Source organism: Sphingobium sp. LSP13-1-1.1 (assembly GCF_040676415.1).
Lineage (GTDB): Bacteria > Pseudomonadota > Alphaproteobacteria > Sphingomonadales > Sphingomonadaceae > Sphingobium.
This window is the reverse complement of record NZ_JBEGHU010000012.1, coordinates 1-23,134: the sequence shown is the minus strand read 5'-3', so window position 1 is coordinate 23,134 and position 23,134 is coordinate 1. Positions and strand designations below refer to the sequence as shown.

The 23,134-nt window shown below is 64.5% G+C and carries 23 protein-coding genes and 1 pseudogene; 10 read left to right on the top strand and 14 right to left on the bottom strand.

What is annotated here, in order from left to right; translation table 11 throughout:
- Nucleotide 1: 1 nt before the first annotated feature.
- The 3 genes from MRBLSP13_RS07675 to MRBLSP13_RS07665 are packed head-to-tail and all read right to left on the bottom strand — an operon-like array spanning nt 2 to nt 2,851.
- Nucleotides 2–946 carry a hypothetical protein gene (locus MRBLSP13_RS07675; protein ID WP_363753815.1) on the bottom strand — a complete coding sequence of 315 codons (945 nt, stop codon included), beginning with the start codon at nt 944–946 and terminating at the stop codon, nt 2–4.
- A complete protein-coding gene (locus tag MRBLSP13_RS07670; RefSeq protein ID WP_363753812.1) occupies nt 943–2,112 on the bottom strand; it encodes a glycosyltransferase in 1,170 nt (389 codons plus the stop codon). Before MRBLSP13_RS07670 ends, MRBLSP13_RS07675 begins: the two co-directional genes overlap by 4 nt.
- Nucleotide 2,113: 1 nt before the next feature.
- Nucleotides 2,114–2,851: a polysaccharide deacetylase family protein gene (locus tag MRBLSP13_RS07665; RefSeq protein ID WP_363753810.1), complete on the bottom strand. Its 738-nt coding sequence runs from the start codon at nt 2,849–2,851 to the stop codon at nt 2,114–2,116.
- Nucleotides 2,852–3,072: 221 nt separating this feature from the next.
- On the opposite strand from MRBLSP13_RS07665, the gene MRBLSP13_RS07660 reads away from it, so the two are divergent.
- The gene (locus tag MRBLSP13_RS07660) at nt 3,073–4,116 is read left to right on the top strand and encodes an endonuclease/exonuclease/phosphatase family protein (protein ID WP_363753808.1); all 1,044 of its coding nucleotides are present in this window, start codon (nt 3,073–3,075) and stop codon (nt 4,114–4,116) included.
- On the opposite strand, the gene MRBLSP13_RS07655 is transcribed toward MRBLSP13_RS07660, so the two are convergent.
- Genes MRBLSP13_RS07655 through MRBLSP13_RS07645 form a run of 3 tightly spaced genes read right to left on the bottom strand, consistent with a single transcriptional unit; the run spans nt 4,100 to nt 7,947 of the window.
- The gene (locus MRBLSP13_RS07655) at nt 4,100–6,391 is read right to left on the bottom strand and encodes a TonB-dependent receptor (RefSeq protein WP_363753806.1); all 2,292 of its coding nucleotides are present in this window, start codon (nt 6,389–6,391) and stop codon (nt 4,100–4,102) included. The genes MRBLSP13_RS07660 and MRBLSP13_RS07655 overlap by 17 nt on opposite strands.
- Nucleotides 6,363–7,388, bottom strand: a complete 1,026-nt coding sequence (locus tag MRBLSP13_RS07650) for a FecR family protein (RefSeq protein ID WP_363753804.1) — start codon at nt 7,386–7,388, stop codon at nt 6,363–6,365. Before MRBLSP13_RS07650 ends, MRBLSP13_RS07655 begins: the two co-directional genes overlap by 29 nt.
- Nucleotides 7,389–7,428: 40 nt before the next feature.
- Nucleotides 7,429–7,947 carry an RNA polymerase sigma factor gene (locus tag MRBLSP13_RS07645; RefSeq protein WP_363735326.1) on the bottom strand — a complete coding sequence of 173 codons (519 nt, stop codon included), beginning with the start codon at nt 7,945–7,947 and terminating at the stop codon, nt 7,429–7,431.
- Between the two features lie 391 nt (nt 7,948–8,338).
- On the opposite strand from MRBLSP13_RS07645, the gene MRBLSP13_RS07640 reads away from it, so the two are divergent.
- Nucleotides 8,339–9,838 (top strand): right-handed parallel beta-helix repeat-containing protein, encoded by a 1,500-nt coding sequence (locus MRBLSP13_RS07640; protein WP_363753802.1) that lies wholly within the window; start codon nt 8,339–8,341, stop codon nt 9,836–9,838.
- 298 nt (nt 9,839–10,136) lie between these two features.
- Here the strand turns inward: MRBLSP13_RS07640 and MRBLSP13_RS07635 are convergent, their stop codons facing one another.
- From MRBLSP13_RS07635 to MRBLSP13_RS07625, 3 genes are all read right to left on the bottom strand, one after another.
- Entirely contained in the window at nt 10,137–10,685 is a 549-nt protein-coding gene (locus MRBLSP13_RS07635) for a hypothetical protein (RefSeq protein ID WP_133651661.1), read from the bottom strand.
- Nucleotides 10,686–10,919: 234 nt separating this feature from the next.
- The gene (locus MRBLSP13_RS07630) at nt 10,920–11,171 is read right to left on the bottom strand and encodes a hypothetical protein (protein ID WP_363753800.1); all 252 of its coding nucleotides are present in this window, start codon (nt 11,169–11,171) and stop codon (nt 10,920–10,922) included.
- Between the two features lie 79 nt (nt 11,172–11,250).
- Nucleotides 11,251–11,481 carry a hypothetical protein gene (locus tag MRBLSP13_RS07625; protein ID WP_363735329.1) on the bottom strand — a complete coding sequence of 77 codons (231 nt, stop codon included), beginning with the start codon at nt 11,479–11,481 and terminating at the stop codon, nt 11,251–11,253.
- A 185-nt stretch (nt 11,482–11,666) separates the two neighbouring features.
- On the opposite strand from MRBLSP13_RS07625, the gene MRBLSP13_RS07620 reads away from it, so the two are divergent.
- Together MRBLSP13_RS07620 and MRBLSP13_RS07615 are read left to right on the top strand one after the other, a co-directional pair.
- Nucleotides 11,667–12,779, top strand: a complete 1,113-nt coding sequence (locus MRBLSP13_RS07620; protein WP_363753798.1) for a sensor histidine kinase — start codon at nt 11,667–11,669, stop codon at nt 12,777–12,779.
- Nucleotide 12,780: 1 nt separating this feature from the next.
- Nucleotides 12,781–13,524, top strand: coding sequence for a LytR/AlgR family response regulator transcription factor (locus MRBLSP13_RS07615; RefSeq protein WP_363735334.1), 744 nt, complete (start codon nt 12,781–12,783; stop codon nt 13,522–13,524).
- Nucleotides 13,525–13,693: 169 nt separating this feature from the next.
- Here MRBLSP13_RS07615 and MRBLSP13_RS07610 read toward each other — a convergent pair whose 3' ends face one another.
- From MRBLSP13_RS07610 to MRBLSP13_RS07600, 3 genes are all read right to left on the bottom strand, one after another.
- The gene (locus tag MRBLSP13_RS07610; protein ID WP_363735335.1) at nt 13,694–14,038 is read right to left on the bottom strand and encodes a UrcA family protein; all 345 of its coding nucleotides are present in this window, start codon (nt 14,036–14,038) and stop codon (nt 13,694–13,696) included.
- A 435-nt stretch (nt 14,039–14,473) separates the two neighbouring features.
- Nucleotides 14,474–14,611 (bottom strand): hypothetical protein, encoded by a 138-nt coding sequence (locus tag MRBLSP13_RS07605; RefSeq protein ID WP_363753796.1) that lies wholly within the window; start codon nt 14,609–14,611, stop codon nt 14,474–14,476.
- A gap of 16 nt (nt 14,612–14,627) precedes the next feature.
- Nucleotides 14,628–15,200 (bottom strand): septal ring lytic transglycosylase RlpA family protein, encoded by a 573-nt coding sequence (locus tag MRBLSP13_RS07600; RefSeq protein WP_363753794.1) that lies wholly within the window; start codon nt 15,198–15,200, stop codon nt 14,628–14,630.
- A gap of 159 nt (nt 15,201–15,359) precedes the next feature.
- On the opposite strand from MRBLSP13_RS07600, the gene uvrA reads away from it, so the two are divergent.
- Nucleotides 15,360–18,272: an excinuclease ABC subunit UvrA gene (gene uvrA, locus MRBLSP13_RS07595; protein ID WP_363735337.1), complete on the top strand. Its 2,913-nt coding sequence runs from the start codon at nt 15,360–15,362 to the stop codon at nt 18,270–18,272.
- A 9-nt stretch (nt 18,273–18,281) separates the two neighbouring features.
- Here the strand turns inward: uvrA and MRBLSP13_RS07590 are convergent, their stop codons facing one another.
- Nucleotides 18,282–20,147, bottom strand: a complete 1,866-nt coding sequence (locus MRBLSP13_RS07590) for an NACHT domain-containing protein (protein WP_363753792.1) — start codon at nt 20,145–20,147, stop codon at nt 18,282–18,284.
- Between the two features lie 210 nt (nt 20,148–20,357).
- On the opposite strand from MRBLSP13_RS07590, the gene MRBLSP13_RS07585 reads away from it, so the two are divergent.
- The 5 genes from MRBLSP13_RS07585 to MRBLSP13_RS07565 all read left to right on the top strand — a co-directional run bounded on the left by MRBLSP13_RS07585 (nt 20,358) and on the right by MRBLSP13_RS07565 (nt 22,923).
- The gene (locus MRBLSP13_RS07585) at nt 20,358–21,353 is read left to right on the top strand and encodes a hypothetical protein (protein WP_363753790.1); all 996 of its coding nucleotides are present in this window, start codon (nt 20,358–20,360) and stop codon (nt 21,351–21,353) included.
- A 192-nt stretch (nt 21,354–21,545) separates the two neighbouring features.
- Entirely contained in the window at nt 21,546–21,758 is a 213-nt protein-coding gene (locus tag MRBLSP13_RS07580; protein WP_363735342.1) for a cold-shock protein, read from the top strand.
- A 135-nt stretch (nt 21,759–21,893) separates the two neighbouring features.
- Complete coding sequence (locus tag MRBLSP13_RS07575; protein WP_363753788.1) at nt 21,894–22,070, top strand: hypothetical protein; 177 nt, start codon at nt 21,894–21,896, stop codon at nt 22,068–22,070.
- Nucleotides 22,071–22,187: 117 nt separating this feature from the next.
- Entirely contained in the window at nt 22,188–22,406 is a 219-nt protein-coding gene (locus MRBLSP13_RS07570; RefSeq protein ID WP_363753786.1) for a hypothetical protein, read from the top strand.
- Between the two features lie 172 nt (nt 22,407–22,578).
- A complete protein-coding gene (locus tag MRBLSP13_RS07565; protein WP_363735346.1) occupies nt 22,579–22,923 on the top strand; it encodes a glycine zipper 2TM domain-containing protein in 345 nt (114 codons plus the stop codon).
- A gap of 62 nt (nt 22,924–22,985) precedes the next feature.
- Here the strand turns inward: MRBLSP13_RS07565 and MRBLSP13_RS07560 are convergent.
- Nucleotides 22,986–23,134, bottom strand: a pseudogene (locus tag MRBLSP13_RS07560) (electron transfer flavoprotein subunit alpha/FixB family protein); the annotation flags it as partial.

Below are 23,134 nucleotides of genomic sequence, written 5' to 3'. Positions count from 1 at the left end.
ATCACTGCGCCCGTCCCTCTTTCATGAGGCCGGTCACGCCCAGCGCCATGCCGACCAGCAGGTGCGCCGCCAGGATGAGCGACGCCATCAGCGCCATGGCCGACACGATCTCATTGTCGCGTCCGATCAGGAAGGCGGCCATGCCGGCGAACACCACATCCTTGTTGGGCAGGAAGGGCAGGCGCGACACAAGCTGGCGCAGCGTGCCCAGCAGGATCCACCAGCTCAGCGGAATGTCCGGCAGCAACATGTGCCACATCATCGCCGCCAGCACCGTGGTCGCGATGATGCGCAGCAAATGGATGCCCGCCACCACCCACAATTCAGCGCGCGGCAGGGTGAAGAGCCGCTTGCGCAGCAGCATCGCCACCAGCGACGTCGCCAGCACGAACAGGATCGACCCGCCGACTTCCCAACTGTTGAGCCGCGCATCCACCACACCCAGCAGCGGCACGGCAAAGGCGACCATGACCAGCGTGACGCCATTGCCGACCAGCGCGGACAGGATGGTCACGTCCTTGATCGCGCCAAAGGGCGCGGTGGTGATCTTCGCGCTGCGCCGCGCCCAGGCGTAGAAATAGACCTCGCCCAGATAACCCAGCAGGATCTCATTGCTCACCAGCTTGCGCAGCAACGCGGCGAAACCTTCGGCCGGGATCGCCCAGAGCCGGCGGAAAATCACCCATTCCGACAGCGGACCGGCCAGGTAATAAAGCGCAAAGGCCGCCCAGAAGGCGATGCTGCCCGGCACCATCGCCCACAGGCTGGCGGGATCCAGCCCGTGAAACTGGTGGAGCGCCACGACCAGGATCAGCACCGACACCAGCGGCCCGGCCCAGCGGGTCCAGTTGCGGCCCGACTGTATCAGCGGCTTGGGGTCCAGCATTGCCTGGTCGATCGGCACGGCGGAGGGAGGAAGAAGGCCGGTAGTGCTGTTGCCGGTCATAGGGGGCTCGTCATTGTGGACGGGATGGAGTGACGTCGCGCGCCGCGGCGAACCTCAGTCGGCCGCGCGGAAATTCCGGCGAAACAGTCGAGATAGGCGGCCGATGCCGCTTCCAGCGTGAACCGCCGCGCCTGCGCCAGGCTGGCGGCGGCGTCCTGCGGCATGGGCGCTTGCGCAAGGGCGGCGGAAAAGGCGGCAAGGTCGCCCGGCGGCACAAGCTGGCCCAGCGCCCCGTCCTCCAGCAGCGATCGCATCGCCGCGCTGCATTCGGTCGCGATCACCGGCAGGCCCACGGCCAGCGCCTCCAGCAGCACGGCGGGCACGCCTTCATAGTCGGACGACAGCAGGAACGCGGCGGCCCCGCCGGTCTGCAGCGCGGGGTCGGCGACATGGCCCATGAACATCACCCTGTCGGCAATGCCCAGCCGCCGGGCGCAGGCGGCAAGCCTGCCCCGCTCCGGCCCTTCGCCAAAGATCTGCAACTGGTCCTCGGCCCCTGCCGCCCGGGCAAAGGCGGCCAGCATCAGCGCGAAATTCTTCTGCCGCGCCAGACGGCCGATGGCGACGAAGCGGCGACCGCTGCCCTCGCCTGCCCTGCGGACGGCGCGCAAACGCTCGATCTGGTCGACCGACAGGGCCGGATCGGGAATGACGCTGATCGCACCGGTGCCCGGACGGACAAGCGCTGTGATCTCCCGCTCCAGCCCCGGCGCCATGGCAATGAAATGATCGATGAACCGGCCCTGGATGCGCAGCCACAACCGATAGGCGATGCGCGCGGGCCAGATCATGTCGCGCCTTTCCAGGTCGTTGCTGATCTTCGCCAGCACCGGCGGACAGGCGCGCCCCAGCAACAGCTTCATCGCCACGGCGACCACGGCATAGCTGTTGCCCGCGCAGAACAGGACATCGGGCTTCGTCCGGCGGATGAACCCTGGCAGGGTCATGATCATCCACAGCGTCTCGAAGGCCGCGACGGAAAATCCGGGACCGCGCGGCACATGGGGGTCCAGTCCCTCGCCGGTCTCGCCCCGCATCGCGCCCTCGCCGCGCCCCAGGAACAGCGGCGCATCGACGCCCTGCTCCCGCCAGCGGCGCACCAGCCTCAGCGCGACCCGTTCGACCCCGCCGGGCTCGAAACTGTGGAGGAAAGTCAGGATCCGCATCTCATCCCGCCAGCAGCTCGCCGTAACGGGCGGGCCGGTGCGTGCGTGCCAGCCGCCGCACCACCCGGTCGATGCTCTCCAGCAGGACCGGCACATGGGCATCGCCCGGATGCACCGCCACCCGCGCGACCGGCGCATGGCGCAGGACCGGCGGCAACAGGCGCGCCGCCAACAGCGACGATGCGATCCGCGCCCGGCTGCGGCTGGCCCAGGTGATGACCGGCCCTCGCGCCAATATCCTGCCCGACGGCGGATGCCACACCCTCATATGGTCCTCCGCCAGCGCAAATCCGCTCTGGCCCAGCGCCTCGCGCGCGGGTGCGCCATATAGCCAGGCCGGCGCCACGAAGCCTGTGACCGCTACGCCCGTGACCTGTTCGATCAGGTCCCGGCCCTCGGCCATGCGCCGCGCCGCCGTCACCCTGTCCAACCCCAGGAATTCGCCCTCGCCGGCGGTCATGTGCCTTGCCTTGAACCGCGCGATCGCATCGTCATGGGTCGCCATGTCCTTGTGGAACCAGCCATGGGCGAACATGCTGACCCCCGCCTCCGCCCAGCGGCGCAGCCGCGTCGCAAAGGGCGATCCGGGCAGCAGCGGATGCGCGCCCCAATGATTGGGCACCACCAGCATCGCCAGCGTGTCCGGCGCGGCGTGAAGCGACAGCCGGTCCAGCAACCGGTCGACTTCACCCTCGAATCGCGGGCCGACATCATGAATGGATAGAAGAAGCCGTTTCATGACAGGTTCACGCCCCCCGAACACCTGCGCCGATCGAACGCCCTATGATGCCGGGTGATGACTTCACTGTGACAATTGTCGCCATATCTGCCTTTCGGTCTTGTCTCGATGACGCCACCGCCACGGGACACCGCAGCCCGAGCAGGAATATTTTTTAATGTGGCACGACAACTGCGGTGCCGCCGCGCCGACGCCGTCATCGCGCCACAGGAGAACAGGCTGTGCGCATTTTAACATGGACCGTGCCGATGATCGCCGCCGCCGCCCTCGTCGCGGCGGCCCCTTCCGCAAACACGCGCGGCGCGGCGCCCCGGACGGAAGCTGTGCATTTCGACGGCACGCTGTCGGTCATGACCTATAATATCCACGGCCTGCCCTGGCCGCTGGCCTGGGGTCGTCCGGCCGATTTCGACCGCATCGCGGCAACGCTGCGCGACATGCGGGCCGCCGGGCGCAATCCCCATATCGTGCTGCTGCAGGAGGCGTTCACCGACGATGCGAAAGCGATCGGACGGGCGGCAGGCTATCCCTATGTCGCGGACGGACCGGACGACCGGGCGACCAACGGCACCACCCCGGTCGGCGCGCAGCAGCGCTTCGCCGCCGATGAAAGCTGGACCCATGGCGAGGGCGTCGGCAAATATGTCGGCAGCGGGCTTCAGATCCTGTCCGATTATCCGATCGTCGCGATCCACCGCATGGCCTTTCCGCGCTTCGCCTGCGCGGGGTTCGACTGCCTGGCGAACAAGGGCGCGATGCTGGTACGGGTCAGCCTGCCCGGCCAGGCCGAACCGGTCGATGTCGTCACCACCCATCTCAACAGCCGCCGCGCCTCCGACGTGTCGGACGCCCGCTCCAATGAAGCGCACAGCCTTCAGATCGCCAGCCTCACTGCCTTCATCCGCCAATGGCACGACCCGCGCGACCCGCTGATCGTCGGCGGCGATTTCAATGCCGGCCAGACCAGCGGACGGCGCATCGACCTGACCGACCATGCGGCGCGGGACTGGAGCTTCGGCGCCCCCATGAACAACGCCTATGCCGCGGCGGCGGCGCTGCATCTCCCCTTTTCCGCCGACGCCCGCCTGTCGCAGCAGCGCGCCCGCGACTGGGAGTTTTTCGCGCCGGGCCAGCGGACGACGCTGACGCTGCGCCGGATCGACATCCCCTTCGGCCATGGGCCGGACGGCACCATGCTGTCCGACCATGTCGGCTATACCGCCACCTATGCCCTCGACCGGCGGCCGGTCACCAGTTTTTCGTGAACCCGACCGTCCACTGCCGCGGTCGCAGCGGGGTATATTGCGGCCCCCTGTCCAGCGTAAAGGGATTGCCGAAGGCAAAGCTGTCCGCCTTGCAATCGAACAGGTTGCTGCCTGACAGCCGCACGCTCCATCCACCCCGACGCAGCGTCAGATCGGCATCGGCCAGCGCATAGTCGCCCATCCGCCTGTCCAGGCCGGGATCGAAACTGAGGTGCGATGGGCTGAGATAGCTGACATGCGCGCCCATGCTGCCTCTCCACCCCAGCAGGCCAAGATCACGGCTTATCCCCAGCCGCGCCTTCCAGTCGGGAATGACGGGCAGATGCCGGTCGTCCACCCGCAGGCCGGCGCTGGTCCGGGTCAGCAGCGCGCTCTGCCCCACCAGCCCGGCGCTGACGGCCCAGGCCGAAGCCGCTTTCCAGTCGATCGACGCCTCGATCCCGTAGATGCGCGCGTCACCGACATTGCGCGTGCCGATCAGCCCGTCCGTCAGCAGATAGTCGGACTGCATGTGCGACCATGTCGTCAGGAAGGCGTCGGCATTGACCGTCAGCGATGGCGAGGCCGTATGCCGCCACCCCGTTTCGAATGTCTGCAACTCGTCGGATTCGAACCGTTCGGCCGACCTCGCGCTGGTCTGCGTCAGCCCGCCTGGCCGCCGCGCCCCGGCATAGCGCAGATAAAGGAAGTCGCGCGCGCCCGCCTGCCAGGACAGCGCCAGCGACGGGGTGAAGCCGCTGCGGGTCACCGACACCTCCACCCGCGTGCGGCGGCCGCCCTGCTCCGCCTCCAGCCGGGAAAGGAACAGCCGCCCGCCGACGCTGAGCGACAGGGCCGGGGTCAGCGGCACGCGCATGTCGCCAAAGGCGGCGAATTCGGCCACGCCCTGGATACCGGTGGCGACCGTCCTGTCCCGCGCACCCTCGATCACGCCCGAAAAATGGTTGCGCACATCCATGAAGGACAGGCCCGCCAGCCAGGACAGGCCGTCGTCCCGCTGGCCCGACAGGCGCACTTCCTGATCGAACAGCCGATTGCGCCGTTGCTCCAAATAGAGAGAGGGCGGCGCGACGCCGAAGGCGGCCTGGGAAAGGTCGCTGGCGTTCAGCGTGCTCGACACGTCGTGGTCGACCCAGTTGCCGGCATAGACCAGATCCATGTCGCCCAGCTTTCCCGCCACGCGCAGCGAGGCAAGGGCGAAGTCGTTGTCATGCGGCTCGGCCACCTGGTCCGGCCGCGTCAGCGCATGGCGGGCATAGACATATTGGCTGTCCGCGACATCCTGCAACTGAAACATGCCGTTCAGGTCGACGGTCCAGTCGCCCGCCAGGGCGCGCACCGCCAGCCGGGCGCCGCGCACCTCGCTGCGGTTCGAATCGCCGCGGCCCGCCGTGTCGATCCAGCCCGGCTCGCGCGCCGCATAACCGACAGCACGCACCGCCAGCCGGTCGGTCACCACCGGCAGGTTGATCATCGCCTCCGCGCTGCCGCCCATTTCGCCATGGGTGGCAAGCGATGCCTCCAACCCCGCCTGTCCCGCGAACGCCCCGGCATCGGGCGGGCGGGTGACGATATGATAGACGCCGCCCAGCGTCCCGCTGCCGTAAAGCGACCCCTGCGGCCCTTTCAGCAGTTCCACCCTCTCGACATCGACCAGCCGCAGGTCGGGATCGGGCGCGTTATAGGTGGCGCGGGCATCGTTGATCAGGATGGCGACGGTCGACTGGCTGTTGCCGTTGAACGGGCTGTCCGCCACGCCGCGGATGAACTGGCGGTTGCGCCCCGGCCCCAGATTGGTGAGCGTCAGCCCATCCAGCCGCTGCGCCACTTCCTGCGTGCCGGAAAGCAGCGTGCCGCCCTGATCGCCTGGCGCCTGCACCACCGCGACGGAGATCGGCAGGCGCGCAAGCGGTTCCTCCCGCTTCGCGCCGGTGACGATGATGTCCGCCATTCCCTGCGGCGGCGGTGCGGAGGCCGACCGGACAGGCGGGGGCGGCGCGACGGGCGCGGCGCGCACCAGCCGATAGGCGGTCGGGGACAGGCGCCGCGCCTCCAGCCCCGTTCCCGCCAGCAACCGCGCCAGCGCCTGCTCCACCGTCAGCCGCCCGTCGACGCGGTGCGACCGGCGCGCGGGCAGCCGCCCTTCGAAGCCGATCGCTATCCCCGTCTGGCGCGACAGGTCCGCCAGCGCATCGGCCAGCGGCGCGGATTCGATATGGATTGGCCGTTCTTGCTGCGCCCAGGCGCTACCGGGCGCCAGCGCGCAGCAACACAATGCCGCCCTTATGCACGATCCTGAGGTCCATGAACTGCGCGACTTCACCGACAAGACCCGAACCGTCCCCCACGATCAACACACCGGAAAATGGCCGGTCGGCAACATCGGCCCCAGCCTTCACAGGCACCCCTGCATAGCGGCTGAGATCGGACGCGACCAGAGAGAGCGGCACGCCTTCATAGACCAGCCGTCCCTGCTGCCAGCTTCCGACCGTTCCGGGGGATATGGCGGCGGTCGTTCCCCGGCGCGTCACCCGGTCGACCAGCAACTGCCGCCCGGCCGGCAGTTCGACCGTATCGCCGCCGTCACGCGGCGCGACGCTGATCCTGCCTTCGGCAACGGCCACCCGCATCATGCGGGCGTCGGCCAATATGTCGAATCGCGTGCCGATATCGCTGATCCGCTGCCCGCCTGCATCGATCGTCATGGTCCTGTCCGGGCGATGGGGAATGTCGAACAGCGCGCTGCCCTCCAGCGCCAGCCTGTCCTGCGCCGCGCCCGCCACGCGCAAATGGCTGGCGGCGGCCAGCGCGATGCGGGAACCGTCCTTCAGCATGATGGTGCGCGCCTGCCCCGGCCCGGTGCGATAATCGACCGGCGGCGGCATAGAGGGACGAAAGAAAGGAATGCCGACCGCCAGCGCCAGCGCCGCAGCGATCCCGCCGCCGATCCAGCGGCGGCGGCGGGGCGCCCGCATCGCGACCGGCGGGACGGACATGCCCATCGACGGCGCGTCCATCGACGGCGCCTCCATTGACGGCATCAGCGCGGCCAGGGTGGCGCGATGATCGGCGATCCTTGCGTCGATCAATGCGATCGAATCGAACGCGGTGCGATGTGCGGGATCCGCCTCCAGCCACAGCGTGAAGCCGTCCCAGTCGAAATCCGCGTCATCCTGCGCGCGGTGCCAGGCAATCGCCTGGTCGAGGATCGTCTCATCGTCCAAAGCCGGTCCCATCAAACCTGTCCAGTCGCTGCGCAGCCCCCCGCACATGCGCCGTTCCCCGCTATAACGTCACCGGGTCAGCCTGGCCTCAGTCCTCGGACAATGCGCGGCGCAAATATTTCATCGCCACCGCCATATGCTTTTCGACCCCGCTCTTGCTGATGCCCAGCCGCTGCGCCACCTCGTCATGCGACAACCCCTCCAGCTTGTGCAACTGGAAAGCGCGGCGGGCGCCAGCGGGCAGGTTGGCGATGGCGGAGGCAAGGCGCGCCACCTCCTCCCTTTCGCTTATCTGCGCCAGCGCATCGGCGCGGGGATCGGCGGGATCGGGACCGCGCAGGTCGACGCCCGACGCCACTTCCATCCAGCTCTGCTCGCGGGCGCCGCGCCGTCGCGCCTCCCGCAGGCGGTCGAGCACGAGATTCTGCGCAATCCGATAGAGATAGGCGCGTCCATTGGCGACGGGGCCGCTCCTGCCCTCGCCGATCCGCAGCCACATGTCCTGCAGTATATCCTCCGCCTCGGGCCCGCTGCCGGTGCGCGCGACCAGGAAGCGCAACAATTCGGCGCGGCAGCTATGATAAACTGTCTCTAGCCCGCCTTCCATAAAGGGCGCCTTTCCCAAGCCATGCCCCTCCTTCGACGCCCCCGCCGAATTGTTCAATTTAATTGCCTGTAATCTTTTGCCCACATGCCGGGCGGCGGGCAAAAGAAAACCCCGCCGGAGCAGAGCTGCACGGCGGGGCCAAGGTTCAGGGAGGTGTCACTCAAGGGGGGAGAGTGACCAGCCCAATCTAGGCGCCCCAGCCAGCAGTTCAAGGGGCTTTCCGCCGCTATTTTCCCTGCCTGCGCGACTTTTCCGGGGGCCGCCATCTCTTCATTGACCGTTCAGCGGCCATCCATCAGGCTGGAGCGCGACCGTCATGCCGCGAAAGACAGACCTCTTGCCAAAGCCCTTTCGGCTCCTTGCTCCAGCGCTCCTGTTCCCCGCCGCATCGATGGCCGCCGCCCTTGTCGATGTGGCCCGGGCCGAAACCTATTATGTCGATTCCCGCATGGGCGACGACCGGGCGGACGGCACGGCGGGCGACAGGGCGTGGCGGTCCCTGGCGCGGGTCAATGGCTGGCCGCTCCAGCCCGGCGACCGCGTGCTGCTGACCGCCGGCTCGGTCTGGCAAGAACCGCTGACGATCGCCCGCTCGGGCAAGGCGGGATCACCCATCATCGTCGGTGCGACCGGCGCCGGTCCCCGGCCACGCATCGATGCGGGCGGCGTTGCCGAATATGCCATCGGCGTGATCGACGCCGATCATGTCACGATCAGCGGCCTGGAAGCCACCAACGACGCGCCCTCCCCGGCGCCCCGCATCGGCATATTGGTGCGCGCCGAAAATCGCGGCGTGACGCGGGGCATCCGCATCAGCGACAATTATGTCCACGATGTCCGCGGCACCAACGACCGCAAGGACAATGGCGGCATTCTCTTCCGCGCCACCGGCCGGCAGGTCGCCACCCGCTTCGACGATCTCGCGATCGAACGGAACATCCTGTGGCGCGTCGACCGATCCGGCATCGCGGGGATCAGCGACCGCGTGTCCTCCCTTGACTGGTTCCCCAGCAGGAAGGTGGTGATCCGCGACAATTATCTGGAGGATATTGGCGGCGACGGCATCGTCCCGCGCGGCACCGACGGCGCCCTGATCGAACATAATATCGTCCTCGCCGCCGGCAGCCGCGCCCCCGGCTACAATGCCGGCATCTGGCAATGGAGCACCGACAACAGCCTGATCCAGCTCAACGAGGCCGCGCATACGCGCACCCGCTATGACGGCCAGGGTTTCGATTCCGATTTCAACTCGCGCCGGACGACCTTCCTCTACAATTACAGCCACGACAATGCCGGCGGATTCCTGCTGATCTGTTCGCCCCGGCCCAATGACAAGGACAATCTGGGCAATCGCGGCACGCTGGCGCGCTTCAACGTCAGCCGCAACGACGGCACCCGCATCTTCCAGCTTTCCGGCAATGTGTCGGACGCCCGGATCGAAAGAAACGTCATCCATGTCGGCCCGGCGATGGACGTGCAGATGATCGTCGCCACCCAGTGGGAAGGCTGGGCGCGGAAGGTGCGCTTCGCGCGCAACGTCTTCAGGGTGGCGGGCACCGCCCGCTACGGCAGCGAAAACGGACGCAGCGGCCCCGACTATCTGATCAGGGCCGGCTTCGCCCCGGCCGAATCGATCCGCTTCCGGCGAAACAGCTATTTCGGCAGCCATGTCGACCTGCCGGACGATGGGGCGGGCCAGACCATCCAGCCCTATCAGGAAATCGCGTCGGACTGGGATGTGCCCCGGTTCGATCCCGCGCAGCCCGACACATTCCCCGAATTCATCGAGCGCCACCGCAACTGGATGCTGGCAATGCTGAAACGCGAACTGGGAACGCCCGTCCGACTCCGGCAGCCGCGCACCACTTCCACCTTCGAAACCCGCCGCTGACCCGATTTCCCTTTCCCAGAGGCAAAGGAGCCCCGCTCCTTGCGAAGGAAGGCGGGGCTTCAGTTGGGTCGCACACAGACTGATGCCTGCGGACCGCAATAAGACATGGTTCAGACGCGAAGTCGATTGCGATAATCTAGACCTGGATCAAGCCTCCAGAGCGGGTTCCGATCGCTTGGAAATCGCTCTAGCTGCCTTCACGCGCTCAAAAAGCCAACGGCGCGCCGGACCTCCTCCGCCGCGCCGTCATCGCCGCATCGCCACGGCCCCTCCCCCCGGATGGGCCGGTCAAGCTTGCTCAGTTCGCCTTGCTCAAATCCACCTTCTCGACCCATTCGGGATAGAAGGTCGGCTCCCTGTTCGACCATCCGACCGCCGTCGCCGCCGCCTCGCTGATCGACTGGAGCAGCGCCCGGCGCTTTTCGGGATGCAGATGCGGCAGGCTGGCCGCCGCACAGAAGGCCCCCGGCAGCCATGGCCGCGAACCCGCTCCCAGCAGGCGCTCATAAAGGAAGCGATAGGCAGAGAAGCTGCACAGCCGATCCTGCCCCAGGTCGAAGGCGGAAACCGTCACCAGCGGCGCCATGAACGGCTCCATCTGGTCCAGGCCGCTGTCGTCGGGCACCCGCGCCTTGATCTCGTCCAGCCGTCCATAGATCCGTGCCTGGGCGCGAATGCTGGCTTCCTCCACCATGTCGCGCGACCACAGCTTCATGGCGTCGCGCCGATGCAGCCCAATGTCCAGCGATCGTCGAATATAGCGCTGCGTGGCGGCCGGGAAACTGGCGAATTCACGCAACTCGGCCAGGGTGATCGCCCCGTCCGCAGGTCTTGCACTCGTGCCCATGTCTTTGCCCTCCGACTTCAAGTCGTAAGCAGAACATGCGCCCCATATGGTTACTGCAAGCTTAAGCGCCGGTTCTGCCGACAGGTACAGGGAATCATTTTTTCTTGTGCGGCGCAACATGTAATTTTTATGAATGCGCTCAATCGAATAACACGCCCTGGCCAGCAGTGACCCGGCCCCGCGCAGCCAGCGCCTTCCCCCAATGCGCCGCAGGGAGCAGGCCCTGACCGCCCGCTATCCGGCGCGGCGCTCCAGGACCGCGCCGATCATGCTGCGCCACACGGTCACGTCACCCGCCTGCGCCATTTGCGCATCAGGCTCGCGCAGCGTGTGGAGGATCGCATAGGCATCGTCGACATGGTCCTGCCAACTGGCATCGACTGCGCTCGCCGCGTGCGGATCCTTGCCCTCGCCATTCAGGCTGAGCTGGCGCCCGGCCAGCACGCGGGCAATGCGTTCGATCGCGGGAGTGGCGGAAGTCGGCATATGAATTGGCTCCTCTCACCTGCGGGGGCAGCGACGCGGCCACCCCTCCAACCGATCATATCACGATTTGCCGGGCCGTCTATCGCTCGTCCTTCTTGTCCTTGCCTTCGGGAAAGCCGGAAGAAGGGACCGGATCGCCATGATCGCCAGGCGCCGTGGCCGATGGCGGATCGGACGCATCCATGCTGTCCATCAATCCCTCGTCCAGCTTCTCCTCGGTCGTCACGGCGTGGTCCTGCGCATCGGTGGACCGCTTGTCATGCGCTTCCTCGCGGCTGTTGGGCCTGATATCGGTCTTGTCGTTCATCATGCTCTCCTCATGGTCGCGCCGCGCTGAAAAAGGCCAAAGCGGTCGCGAGCACCTTCCGGAACAGGAAACGGACGGCGGCAAGGGCGGGTTCCGCCGGCCGCCTCCATCGACCAACGCATGGAAGCTTTCGACCAGCTTCGGCGCGAAGGGGCGACAGACGCCGCGCCCTCGCCTAGACTGCGGCCATGAACATAAAAAATGAAGACGGCGAGCCGGGCGTGCCGCCGACGGTCGCGCTTTATTCGATACTGGGTTTCTGGTTCTTCTACGCGATGCTGGTGACACTGCGCGCCTCCGTCATGGGGTTCGAGGCGCAGGGAGCCATGGCCGCCCGCCGCGCGGTGGTGACGGTGATCGGCATCGTCGTCACCTGGATCCTCTATCTCTGCTTGCGGCGGTTCGACCGCCAGCCGCTGGCGACGCGCATCATCGCCGCCTTCTCGCTCGCCGCGCCCTTCGCGCTGGCCACGGCGGCCGCCAATTTCTACGTCTTCAACATCTACGACCCGGTCTCGCTCATCCCCGATAGCGATTATCAGAAATATGCCAGCGAACAGGGATTTGCCCTGATGCAGATCGTGGAGGACGCGATCAGCCGCTATTTCTTCCTCGCTGCCTGGGCCGGCCTCTATCTCGCCTTGTCCTACGCCAGCGAAGCCCATCGGGTGGAACGCCGTGCCGCCCGGCTGGAACGCGCCGCCCAGCAGGCGGAACTGCGCTCGCTGCGCTATCAGGTGAACCCCCATTTCCTGTTCAACACGCTGAACTCGCTCTCTTCCCTCGTCATGAAGGACCGGCGGGACGAGGCGGAACAGATGATCCTCTCCCTCTCCAATTTCTACCGCACCAGCCTGACGGGCGACCCGCTGGACGATGTCTCGCTGGAGGAGGAGGTGCACCTCCAGAAACTCTATCTCGACATCGAATCCGTGCGCTTTCCCGATCGCCTGTCGACCAGCATCCAGATCCCGCACCGGCTGCTGGGCGCCTGCGTCCCCGGCCTGATCCTCCAGCCGCTGGTGGAAAACGCCATAAAATACGGGGTGTCGCGCACGTCCAGCCCGGTCACCATCACCATCGCCGCGCGGGAGGAGGAGGGCATGCTCCGCCTCAGCGTCACCGACAATGGCGACAAGCCGCCAAGCGGCGCCGATGCGGGCAGCGGCATCGGCCTTGCCAATGTGCGCGACCGCCTGATTGCCCGCTTCGGTGAAGAGGGCCGCATCGACTATGGTCCGCGCAACGGCGGCGGCTTCACCGTGGACCTGACCCTCCCCATCATCCGACGGAGCATCTGACATGACCATCAGGACTCTCATCGTCGACGACGAACCGCTGGCGGTGGAACGCCTGCAGATGCTCTGCGCCCGTGAACCGCGCATCGCGCTGGTCGGCACCGCCAGCGATGGCGAAGCGGCGCTGCGCCTGATCGAGGGGCTGGAACCGGACCTGGTGATGCTGGACATCGCCATGCCGCTGCTCGACGGCATCGGCGTGGCGCGGGCTACCTCGCGCATGGGCCTCTGCCCGGCGGTGATCTTCGTCACCGCGTTCGAAGGTTTCGCGGTGGAGGCGTTCGACCTCGCCGCCGTGGACTATCTGCTGAAGCCGGTCGCGCATGAACGCCTGTCGCGCGCCATCGATCGCGTCGAACAGGCGCTGGGCAACCGCGCCGCGCCCTCCCCCGCCACCAGCGCGAAGGAGGAACCGGAATGGGCGGAGGAATTCTGGGTGCCGCACCGCTCCGAACTGATCCGCATCGGCGCGGCCCAGATCGACCGGATAGAGGCGGAGCGGGACTATATGCGGCTGCATGTCGGGGCCAACAGCTACCTTCTGCACCAGACGATCAGTTCGCTGGAAAACCGGCTGGACCCGCAGCAATTCGTCCGCCTGCACCGCTCGCACATCGTCCGCCGCGACCATATCTCCCGGCTTCGCCATGACGGCAGCGGCGTCTGGTCGGCCTGCCTCGCCGATGGTGGCGAAATCCGCATCGGCCGCACCTATCTCACCAACGCCCGCGCCATGGCCGGGCGCTAGGATTTCCAAGCGATCGGAATCGATCGCTGGTCAGGAAATCACGGAAAACAAAGAATCCAGAACGGCGATCTGATTCAATCAGATCGCCGTTCCAGTAAAAACGATCTGATCCGGAAACGAAAAAAGGCCCGGCATCCACCGGGCCTTCTTCAGGATCGACTGGAAAAACTCAGTTGCCCAGGCCGACCGGCTTTTCCTTGTTCATATCGGCATAGCGCTCGCCGCTCTGGGCCTTGGCGACCGCCAGTTCGACCGAGCTGCGCACATGCGCCGCGGCGACCGACTGGCATTTCTTCATTTCGGCAGAGGTCGCGCCATCCGCGCACACCTTCCAGGCGGCCCGCCAGATGCGGCCCTTCAGCATATTCTGTCCCTTCGCGCTGGACAGGTCCAGATCATGATAGTTGACCTCGACAGTCTTCCCGTTGGACTGGAATTCGGTGGCGGATGCCGCGCCGGCCGCACCCAGGGCGACGATGGCGGCGAAGGCGGGGGCGAACTTGAAGGCGATCATGGCAATTGTCTCCTCGACTCTAATGCTTTTCCCGGCCCCCTCGCGCCACGCGCTCGGCAAGCCTCAGGCGAAGAGAAGAGCGGCCTGAACAACCAGATCCCTGAATGAAGAGATCCCAGAACGAACAGATCATTGTCCCTGTCTTCGCACTTCATCCGTGTAGGCCTTTTGCGAATGCGTCGCTTTTCGCTTTCGACCGGCGGCCAGGCGGGTCGGCCAACGACGCTCTTCTCGACCAAATGCAGTCTGGCGCGGACGAACGACAATTTTACGTCAGGAAAACAGCCATTCCGTAACGTAAAATTACCAGGAGCCAAAGAATGACGCACATAAGAAAGCACCCCCGGCGCAAGGGAACGGCCGGGGGTGCATCCAGGAAGCTGTCGGGCTCTCCGGGATTTCTGTCAAATGCTCGGACGCGGATGGCTTCGATCCTTAGCGGATCGTCGCCTGCCGGATCGTCACCATGTCGGACGCCACCATATCGCGAAGGCGCAACCACCGTTTTTGCCATTCGATGATCCGCGCATCGGCGCCGCCCGGCAACATCCGCCGGGGACAAACCGACGACATTCTTCCACGAACGACATCATTGCCCCGACGCCGCCAGCTGGGCGCGCAGCTTGGCCAGCGTCCGCGCGTCGACGACGGGGCGCTGGGGCGCCTCCTTGCCCTCGCGCAGCTTCCTGCGGTCCTTTTCCGGCGGCTCCACCACGCGCACCCTGACCGGTGCATGGCCGGTGGCCCTGATCCCCAGTTGTTCCGCCGCGCCGCGCGACAGGTCGATGATCCGCCCCCGCCCGGCAAAGGGGCCGCGATCGTTGATCCGCACCAGGATCGTCCGCCCCGTGTCCAGCGCCGTCACCTCGACATAGCTTGGCAGGGGCAGCGTCACATGCGCCGCCGTCACCGCCCTCGGTCGGAAACGCTCGCCGCTCGCGGTCTGGTTCCCGCTCTCGCCGCCATACCAGCTCGCATAGCCCAGATAATCATAGACCGGATCGGCGGCAGGCACATAGGTCACGCCCCTGACGCTATAGGGCTTTCCCACCCGCACCGGCACATCGCTCACGGGCCGATACCGCACGCCCCCGCCACAGGCCGCCAGCGCCATCGCCACGCCCAGCACGCCATATCGCATCCGAACCGAAATCCCGCTCATCCCCGCCCTTTAACCCGGCGAGGCGCGGGAGCAAAGCCGCTGCCTTTTCCTTTCGCCGCACAGTCCCTATCTTGCGCCCGACCGGCCCTTGCCTCCCAAGAACAAATCTGGAACAACACGCCCCATGAATCCCATCACCCCTCGGCAGAGGTTTCCCGAATGCTGACCACCATAAGCGTCCGCGGCGCGCGCGAGCATAATCTCAAGGGCGTCGACGTCGACCTGCCGCGCGACAGCCTGATCGTCATCACCGGCCTTTCCGGCTCAGGCAAGTCCTCCCTCGCCTTCGACACCATCTATGCCGAGGGTCAGCGCCGCTATGTCGAATCCCTCTCCGCCTATGCGCGCCAGTTCCTGGAGATGATGCAGAAGCCGGACGTCGAACATATTGACGGCCTCTCCCCCGCCATTTCCATCGAGCAGAAGACGACCAGCCGCAACCCGCGCTCGACGGTCGCCACGGTGACGGAGATCTACGACTATATGCGCCTGCTCTGGGCGCGCGTCGGCATTCCCTATTCGCCCGCCACCGGCCTCCCCATCAGCGCCCAGACGGTCAGCCAGATGGTCGATCGCGTGATGCAGTTGCCCGATGGCGCGCGCTTCTACCTGCTCGCCCCCGTGGTGCGCGGCCGCAAGGGCGAATATCGCAAGGAACTGGCCGAATGGCAGAAGGCCGGCTTCACCCGCGTGCGCATCGACGGCGAACTCTACGCGATCGAGGACGCCCCCGCCCTCGACAAGAAGTACAAGCATGACATCGAAGTGGTGGTCGACCGCCTCGCCGTCAGCGAAGACATGGCCACGCGCCTTGCCGACAGCTTCGAACAGGCGCTGAAACTCGCCGACGGCCTCGCCTATGTCGACCTGGCGGACGGCGTCGTCCCCGGCCGTGAGGAGGAGGCCGAATCCACCGGCAACCTCAAGGGCGCCGGCATCCCCGCCAACCGCATCGTCTTCAGCGAGAAGTTCGCCTGCCCCGTCAGCGGCTTCACCATAGCCGAGATCGAACCGCGCCTCTTCTCCTTCAACGCCCCCCAGGGCGCCTGCCCCGCCTGCGACGGCCTGGGCGAACGGCAGGAATTCGACCCCGAACTCGTCGTCCCCAACGAAGCCCTCAGCCTCAAGAAGGGCGCCATCGTCCCCTGGGCCAAGTCCAACCCGCCCAGCCCCTATTACATGCAGGTTCTCGGCTCCCTGGCGAAGGAGTTCGGCTTCTCCCTCGACACCCCCTGGGCCGACCTTCCGGGGGAGGTGAAGCTCATCATCCTCCACGGCACCGGCGGCAAGCCGGTCACCCTGCGCTTCGTCGACGGCCGCAAGAGTTATGAGGTCAAGAAAGCGTTCGAGGGCGTCATCGGCAACCTCAACCGCCGCCTCCTCCAGACCGAATCCGCCTGGATGCGGGAGGAGCTCAGCAAATATCAGACCGCCATGCCGTGCGAGACCTGCCACGGCGCCCGCCTCAAGCCCGAGGCGCTGGCGGTAAAGATCGCGGGAGAGGACATCTCCATGTCCACCCGCCGCTCGGTGGTGGACGCGCTCGGCTTCTTCTCCACCCTCCCCACCCGCCTCAACGACCAGCAGAACCAGATCGCCCGCGCCATCCTCAAGGAAATCGTGGAGCGCCTCGGCTTCCTCAACAATGTCGGCCTCGACTATCTGAACCTCGACCGCACCAGCGGCACCCTGTCCGGCGGCGAGTCCCAGCGCATCCGCCTCGCCTCCCAGATCGGCAGCGGCCTGTCGGGCGTCCTCTACGTCCTCGACGAACCGTCGATCGGCCTGCACCAGCGGGACAATGACCGCCTGCTCATCACGCTGAAGCGCCTGCGCGACCTCGGCAACACCGTCATCGTCGTGGAACATGATGAGGACGCGATCCGCACCGCCGACTATATCGTCGACATGGGGCCGGGCGCCGGCGTCCACGGCGGCACCATCGTCGCCCAGGGCACCCTGAACCAGCTCCTCGCGCACAAGGACAGCCTGACCGCCGACTATCTGAACGGCACCCGCCGCATTGAGGTACCGCCCCGCCGCCGCAAGGGTTCGGGCAAGAAGCTCACCGTCCACAACGCCCGCGCCAACAATCTGCAAAACGTCACGGCGTCGATCCCGCTCGGCACCTTCACCTGCATCACCGGCGTGTCGGGATCGGGCAAGTCCAGCTTCACCATCGACACCCTCTACGCCGCCTCGGCCCGCACCCTGAACGGCGCCCGCATCGTCGCCGGCCCGCATGACAAGGTCACCGGCCTCGAAAATTGCGACAAGGTGATCGACATCGACCAGTCGCCCATCGGCCGCACCCCCCGCTCCAACCCGGCCACCTATACCGGCGCCTTCACCAACATACGCGACTGGTTCGCGCAGCTTCCAGAGGCGCAGGCCCGCGGCTACAAGCCCGGCCGCTTCAGCTTCAACGTCAAGGGCGGCCGCTGCGAAGCCTGCCAGGGCGACGGCGTGCTCAAGATAGAGATGCACTTCCTCCCCGACGTCTACGTGACCTGCGACGTCTGCCACGGCGCCCGCTACAATCGCGAGACTCTGGAGGTGAAGTTCAAGGGCAAGTCCATCGCCGACGTGCTCGACATGACCGTCGAGGACGCGGTGGAATTCTTCAAGGCCGTCCCCCCCATCCGCGACAAGATGGCGATGCTCGCCGAAGTGGGCCTCGGCTATGTCAAGGTCGGCCAGCAGGCCACCACCCTCTCCGGCGGCGAAGCCCAGCGCGTCAAGCTCGCCAAGGAACTCTCCCGCAGAGCCACCGGCAACACCCTCTACATATTGGACGAGCCCACCACCGGCCTCCATTTCGAGGATGTCCGCAAACTGCTCGAAGTCCTCCACGCCCTTGTCGAACAAGGCAACAGCGTGGTCGTGATCGAGCATAATCTGGACGTCATCAAGACCGCCGACTGGATCATCGACATGGGACCGGAAGGCGGCGTCAAGGGCGGCGAAGTCGTCGCCGAAGGCACGCCCGAGAAGGTCGCGAAAAATGCCCGGAGCTTTACCGGGCGCTATTTGGCGCCGCTGCTTGGGTTGGAGGCTGTGGCGGCGGAGTGAGAGAGGCTGTCAGTGAGCCTCACCAAATAGGGATGCCACATCCAGAGAGAACTTTGATTCCTGTTCGAGGAATAACAAAATCTCCGCCTCAGCACGTTTAAGATGGTCCGATGTTAACCGCAAACAAGAAGGAATTCGCGAATTTAGTACCCAATCGTCGTGCTTGGATACTTCGAAATAGATACAGTTATCCTCATCTCGCTCCCCATCCCCCAGTTGCAGAATGAAGTTGGAGTTCTCACTGATTTCTTCATTGATGAAGCATTCACATTCAGTAGAATTTTCTCCAGCGAGCAGTCCTGAAAACACGTCGATTTCAGTTCTGAAACCACCGGATCTTAGTAGGCTGTTTAATGCTCGAAGGGACGCGGCTTCTTTATCCATTGTGTAGGCATAGTTCGATATCTCAAGATTTTCGTCATGAAATCCTATGTCGGATACGAAGGCATTCACAACATTCACCACATCCTGTAAGTTATCCATATCATGGCTGTCGATGAGGTCATAAAGCTCTTTAACCTTCGGCAAAGCCCATTCCCGTAGTATTTTATTGTAGTTTAACTCACCAATTAACTTTACCACATTCTCTGCCGACCGACGGGCCAAGTTATCAATTATGCGAAAGTAATCTTCTCCGCTATAGAATAACATAAACCTAGCACAAAAGTACTCTTGGAATGATCGATGAGAAAACGTTATGTAAAGACCATCTTCGACCATGAGACACAAAGAGTTTATGCAATCTTTTATGAAGTCGTCGCTTTTCACTACGGATTTACGAGAAAATTCTATAGCTTCTTTCATTAAGTAAGACAATTCCGTCGCTTCAAATGTAAACTTACCTTTTGCATAGGATTTGAAGCAAAAAGCTCGAAATATGGCTTCGAAATCCTCTATATCAAGATCTGTGTACCGTTCTCTAGAATAGACCCCTTTTGAGGAATCGTGTTTATAAAAAAGCGCCTCATAAGCTTGACTATAGAATAGAGAAAGCTTTTCCGGTATCTTTGATGTATCATCAAAGGTAATCAACATGATCGTTGCAAGTAAGGGGTTTGACAGAAAGCTGTGATGCTTTTCATATAATCCGCTTTCAAGTTCTTGAATGAAAGACCGCTTTTTATCTTCGTCGAACACCGATTTGTTAATTACATCTGCGATCTGTTCAAGTGACATGTTATTTACCCGGTAGACCTCAAGTCCGACTGCCGACTCGAGTGAACGGTCTGGTCGGGAAGAGCAGACAATTGGAGTTTCCGGAAATCTTCGTTGGAAGTCAGATAATTCCCCGAGGAATGCTGATCTTTTCTTAGGAGCGATTTCATCGAGGCCATCGATTATGGGTATAAAGAACCCTTTTTTTAGACCGATAACAAACTGGTCGAACGTAGCCTTCGAACTGGAAGAAGCACATTTCTGAAAAAGTATGATTTCGATGTTACTGGTTGACAGCCTTTCAGGAATCTCCCGTGCTTCAAGGAAAAGAGGGATCCGCTGATGGTGTGGCATGCTCGCGATCAATTGGAGAACGCACCAGCGCATGAACATTGATTTCCCGGAGCCCGCAGAGCCTACCACCAAAAGGCGCTCATTTCCGGCCTGAAGTGATCGCGACAGGTCCATATCCGTACGTTCACTATCTCCAGAAAACTCCAAATTTACATAATGCTGTTCAAGATCAATAGCCGAAGATCTAGTAACAATAGTCTTGAGACTTTTACACCTTAGGTATGATGTTTTAACATGATCGGAAAATATGTTGGTGCATGTGGCAACGAAATCATCATAAGCATGCCTTCCTATGCTCTTCGACAACGCAATAACATGAGGGGCGGCAGATTTCCCCGCTGTTAAGCCAATTGCTGATAGATCCATTACTGCTCCACTGAAGGAATTTTTCCTCAGGATGCCTCAATGCGCGCGAATCTGCAACTGTGTCGTTGCAGAAGCAGCAGAGGATCGTGGCTCGTATAAATATCGCGCATTGCCACTGACATCTCCCAATGTTCCCATTTTGTTCTGTCCTACAACCCCTCACCTTTTATACCCTCCCCGGCAAATCCTCCCATAAAAAGGAGCTTTGCCATGTCCTACCACTTCTCCTCCCTCCCCACGGCCGCCGATCAAGTCCGCACCGACGGCTGGAGCCCCGCCCGCCAGCGCCTCTTCCTTGAAACCCTCGCCGCCACCGGCATCATCCGCGCCGCCTGCGAAGCCGCGCAGATCAGCACCCGCGCCGCTTATGCCCTGCGCATCCGCCGCGACGGCGCGGCCTTTCGCCTCGGCTGGGACGCGGCCATCCTCATCGCCCGCGCCCGCCTCGCCGATGATCTGCTCGCCCGTGCACTGACCGGCCATGAGGAGGTGATCCGCAAGGACATGGACGCCGGCGAAATCACTCGCCACCGCCACGACAACCGCCTTGCCATGTCGATGCTCTCCCGCCTCGACCGCATGGCCGACAGCCCGCCCGCGGGGTCCGACGCCGCGCTCGCCCGCGTCGTGGCGCAGGATTTCGCCGCCTATCTCGACATGCTCTGCCCACAGGATCAGACAGAGGCAGATCAGGCGGAGGCGGATCGCCCCGCAACCCCGCCCTCCCCGCACGCTTTGCCCGACCCCGACGCCCTCGATGAAGCGCCCGCGCTCGAACAGGCCGCCGCCGCTTTGTCGCCGGGCGCCTCCGCCGCGCTGTTCGTCGCCGCCCGCATGGCGCTGGGCGAGGGCGGCAAGGCCCCCTTCCATCCCTTCGATGAACGGTGTGAACTTCGGCCCATTCCGGCCGTCCCGCCGGTCGAACGCGCCAGCTTCCCGCCGGATGAAGCCGCCGCCCGGCTGCGCGGCATCTGGTGGGATGAGGAAAGGGACGGCTGGCGCACCGACTATCCCGCCCCGCCCGGCTTCGACGGCGACGAAAGCGACCTCCACTACGACATCGACGCCTATGAGCGCGACCTGACCATGGCGGAGGAGGAAGCGCTCGCCATCCGCGTGGAGGCGCAGCGCCGCCCCTATGAACATGCCGCCGCCCGCGCCCGCGACGTCTTTTTCGGCTTCGCTGCGCTGGATCGGGCGGGCTGATCGCACCCGCCGGAACGGGCCGCCGCGCCCGCCGATTTGCTATTTGGCGCCCATGGCCCTATATGGGGGGTGCTACAGTCGCAAATCGACGGTCTTTCGGCGCTTTGCGGCACCAAACTTCCTTCTTTCCCTGCCCCTCTAGCGCCAGGCCCGTCCACACGGGACGCGCCCACGTAAAGAAGGAAATACCCAATGAGCATCGTCGGAACCGTCAAATTCTTCAACGCCGACAAGGGCTATGGCTTCATCGCCCCCGATGACGGCACCCCGGACGCCTTCGTCCACATCACCGCCGTCGAGCGTGCCGGCCTCGCCACCCTGCGCGAAAAGGACCGCGTCTCCTATGATCTGGAGCAGGACAAGCGCGGCAAGATGGCGGCCGTGAATCTTCAGCACGCCGAATAAAGACGGGGTTAAGCCCGAGCGGCGCCTGAGCATTGCCAGGATGCTGATGCGTCAGCATCACTGCATCCTGACATAAGACGCCGCTGACAGGCGGGGCGCCGTTCGCGGCGCCCCGCACTTTGAAAGGAGCGTCCCATGGCCAGCCCCGATTTCCGCGCCCTCGCCCGCCAGGCCCGGATCGAAGCCGACGCCGCCACCCTGGACAATGTCCGCCAGCGCTGCCTGCGTTCCGAAGCCGCCTTTCTGGTCATGGCCCGCCGACAGGAATATGTCGACGAAAGCCGCGCCCGCCGCATCGCCGGCACGCACTGAACAGCCGCCCGACTCCTCATATCGACGGCGCTGCCCGCTCTGCCGCACCGCCCCGGAACCGATCCGCGCCGCCACGGTTATCCTTGCAAATTCCCCACGGAACAAGGAGCCAACCCCATGATCCGCACCCTGATCTTTGGCGCGATCGCAGGCTATGTCGGCAAAAAGCTCTATGACGAAGGCAAGCTGACGGAGTTCAAGGACGACCTCGTCGCCCGCTACAACCAGGCCAGGTCCGACCTCGACAACCGCCGCGCCAGCGACACCACGCTGACCAGCCCCAATCTCGCCACCCCCACCGCCAGCACCGCCGGCACCGCGCCCCTCACACCCTGAGCGGCCACCCCCTCATTCCCTCCCGGCGGTGAATACCCTCTCGCCGCTGGCACCACTGCCCGCCCGGCTGCCTTCCCCCTTTCGGCGCCGCGGCGGGCAGACTATTTTCGCGCAACTTCCTCCCCTCCCGCGGGTTGTCACTCCAGCAGGGAAAGCACAGGAGAAAATGACAATGCGCACCCCCCTACTCGCCGCCGCGCTGCTTGCAATGCCGCTGACGGCCTGCGTCTCGGACGGCGGCGGCTACGGCTATGACCGCCCCAGCTACGGCCACGGCCCCCATCACGGCGGCCGGCCCATCGGCGACAATGACTATATCTACCGCGACAATGACGGCCGCTATTATTGCAAGCGCGACGACGGCACCACCGGCACCATAGTCGGCGCCATAGCAGGCGGCGTATTGGGCAATATCATCGCCCCCGGCGGCTCCAAGACGCTGGGCACCATCTTGGGCGGCGCAGGCGGCGCACTGGCGGGCCGCGCCATAGACAAGAACGACGTCCGCTGCGAATAAAATGAAAAAAAGGGCGCGGACCCAAGGCCCGCGCCCTCAATCTGAACCCAAAGGCGAGGCGCTTACAGCTTCTCGACCAGTTCCGGCACAACCTTGAACAGGTCGCCGACCAGACCGACATCCGCCACCTGGAAGATCGGCGCATCCTCATCCTTGTTGATGGCGATGATGGTCTTGGAATCCTTCATCCCCGCCAGATGCTGGATCGCCC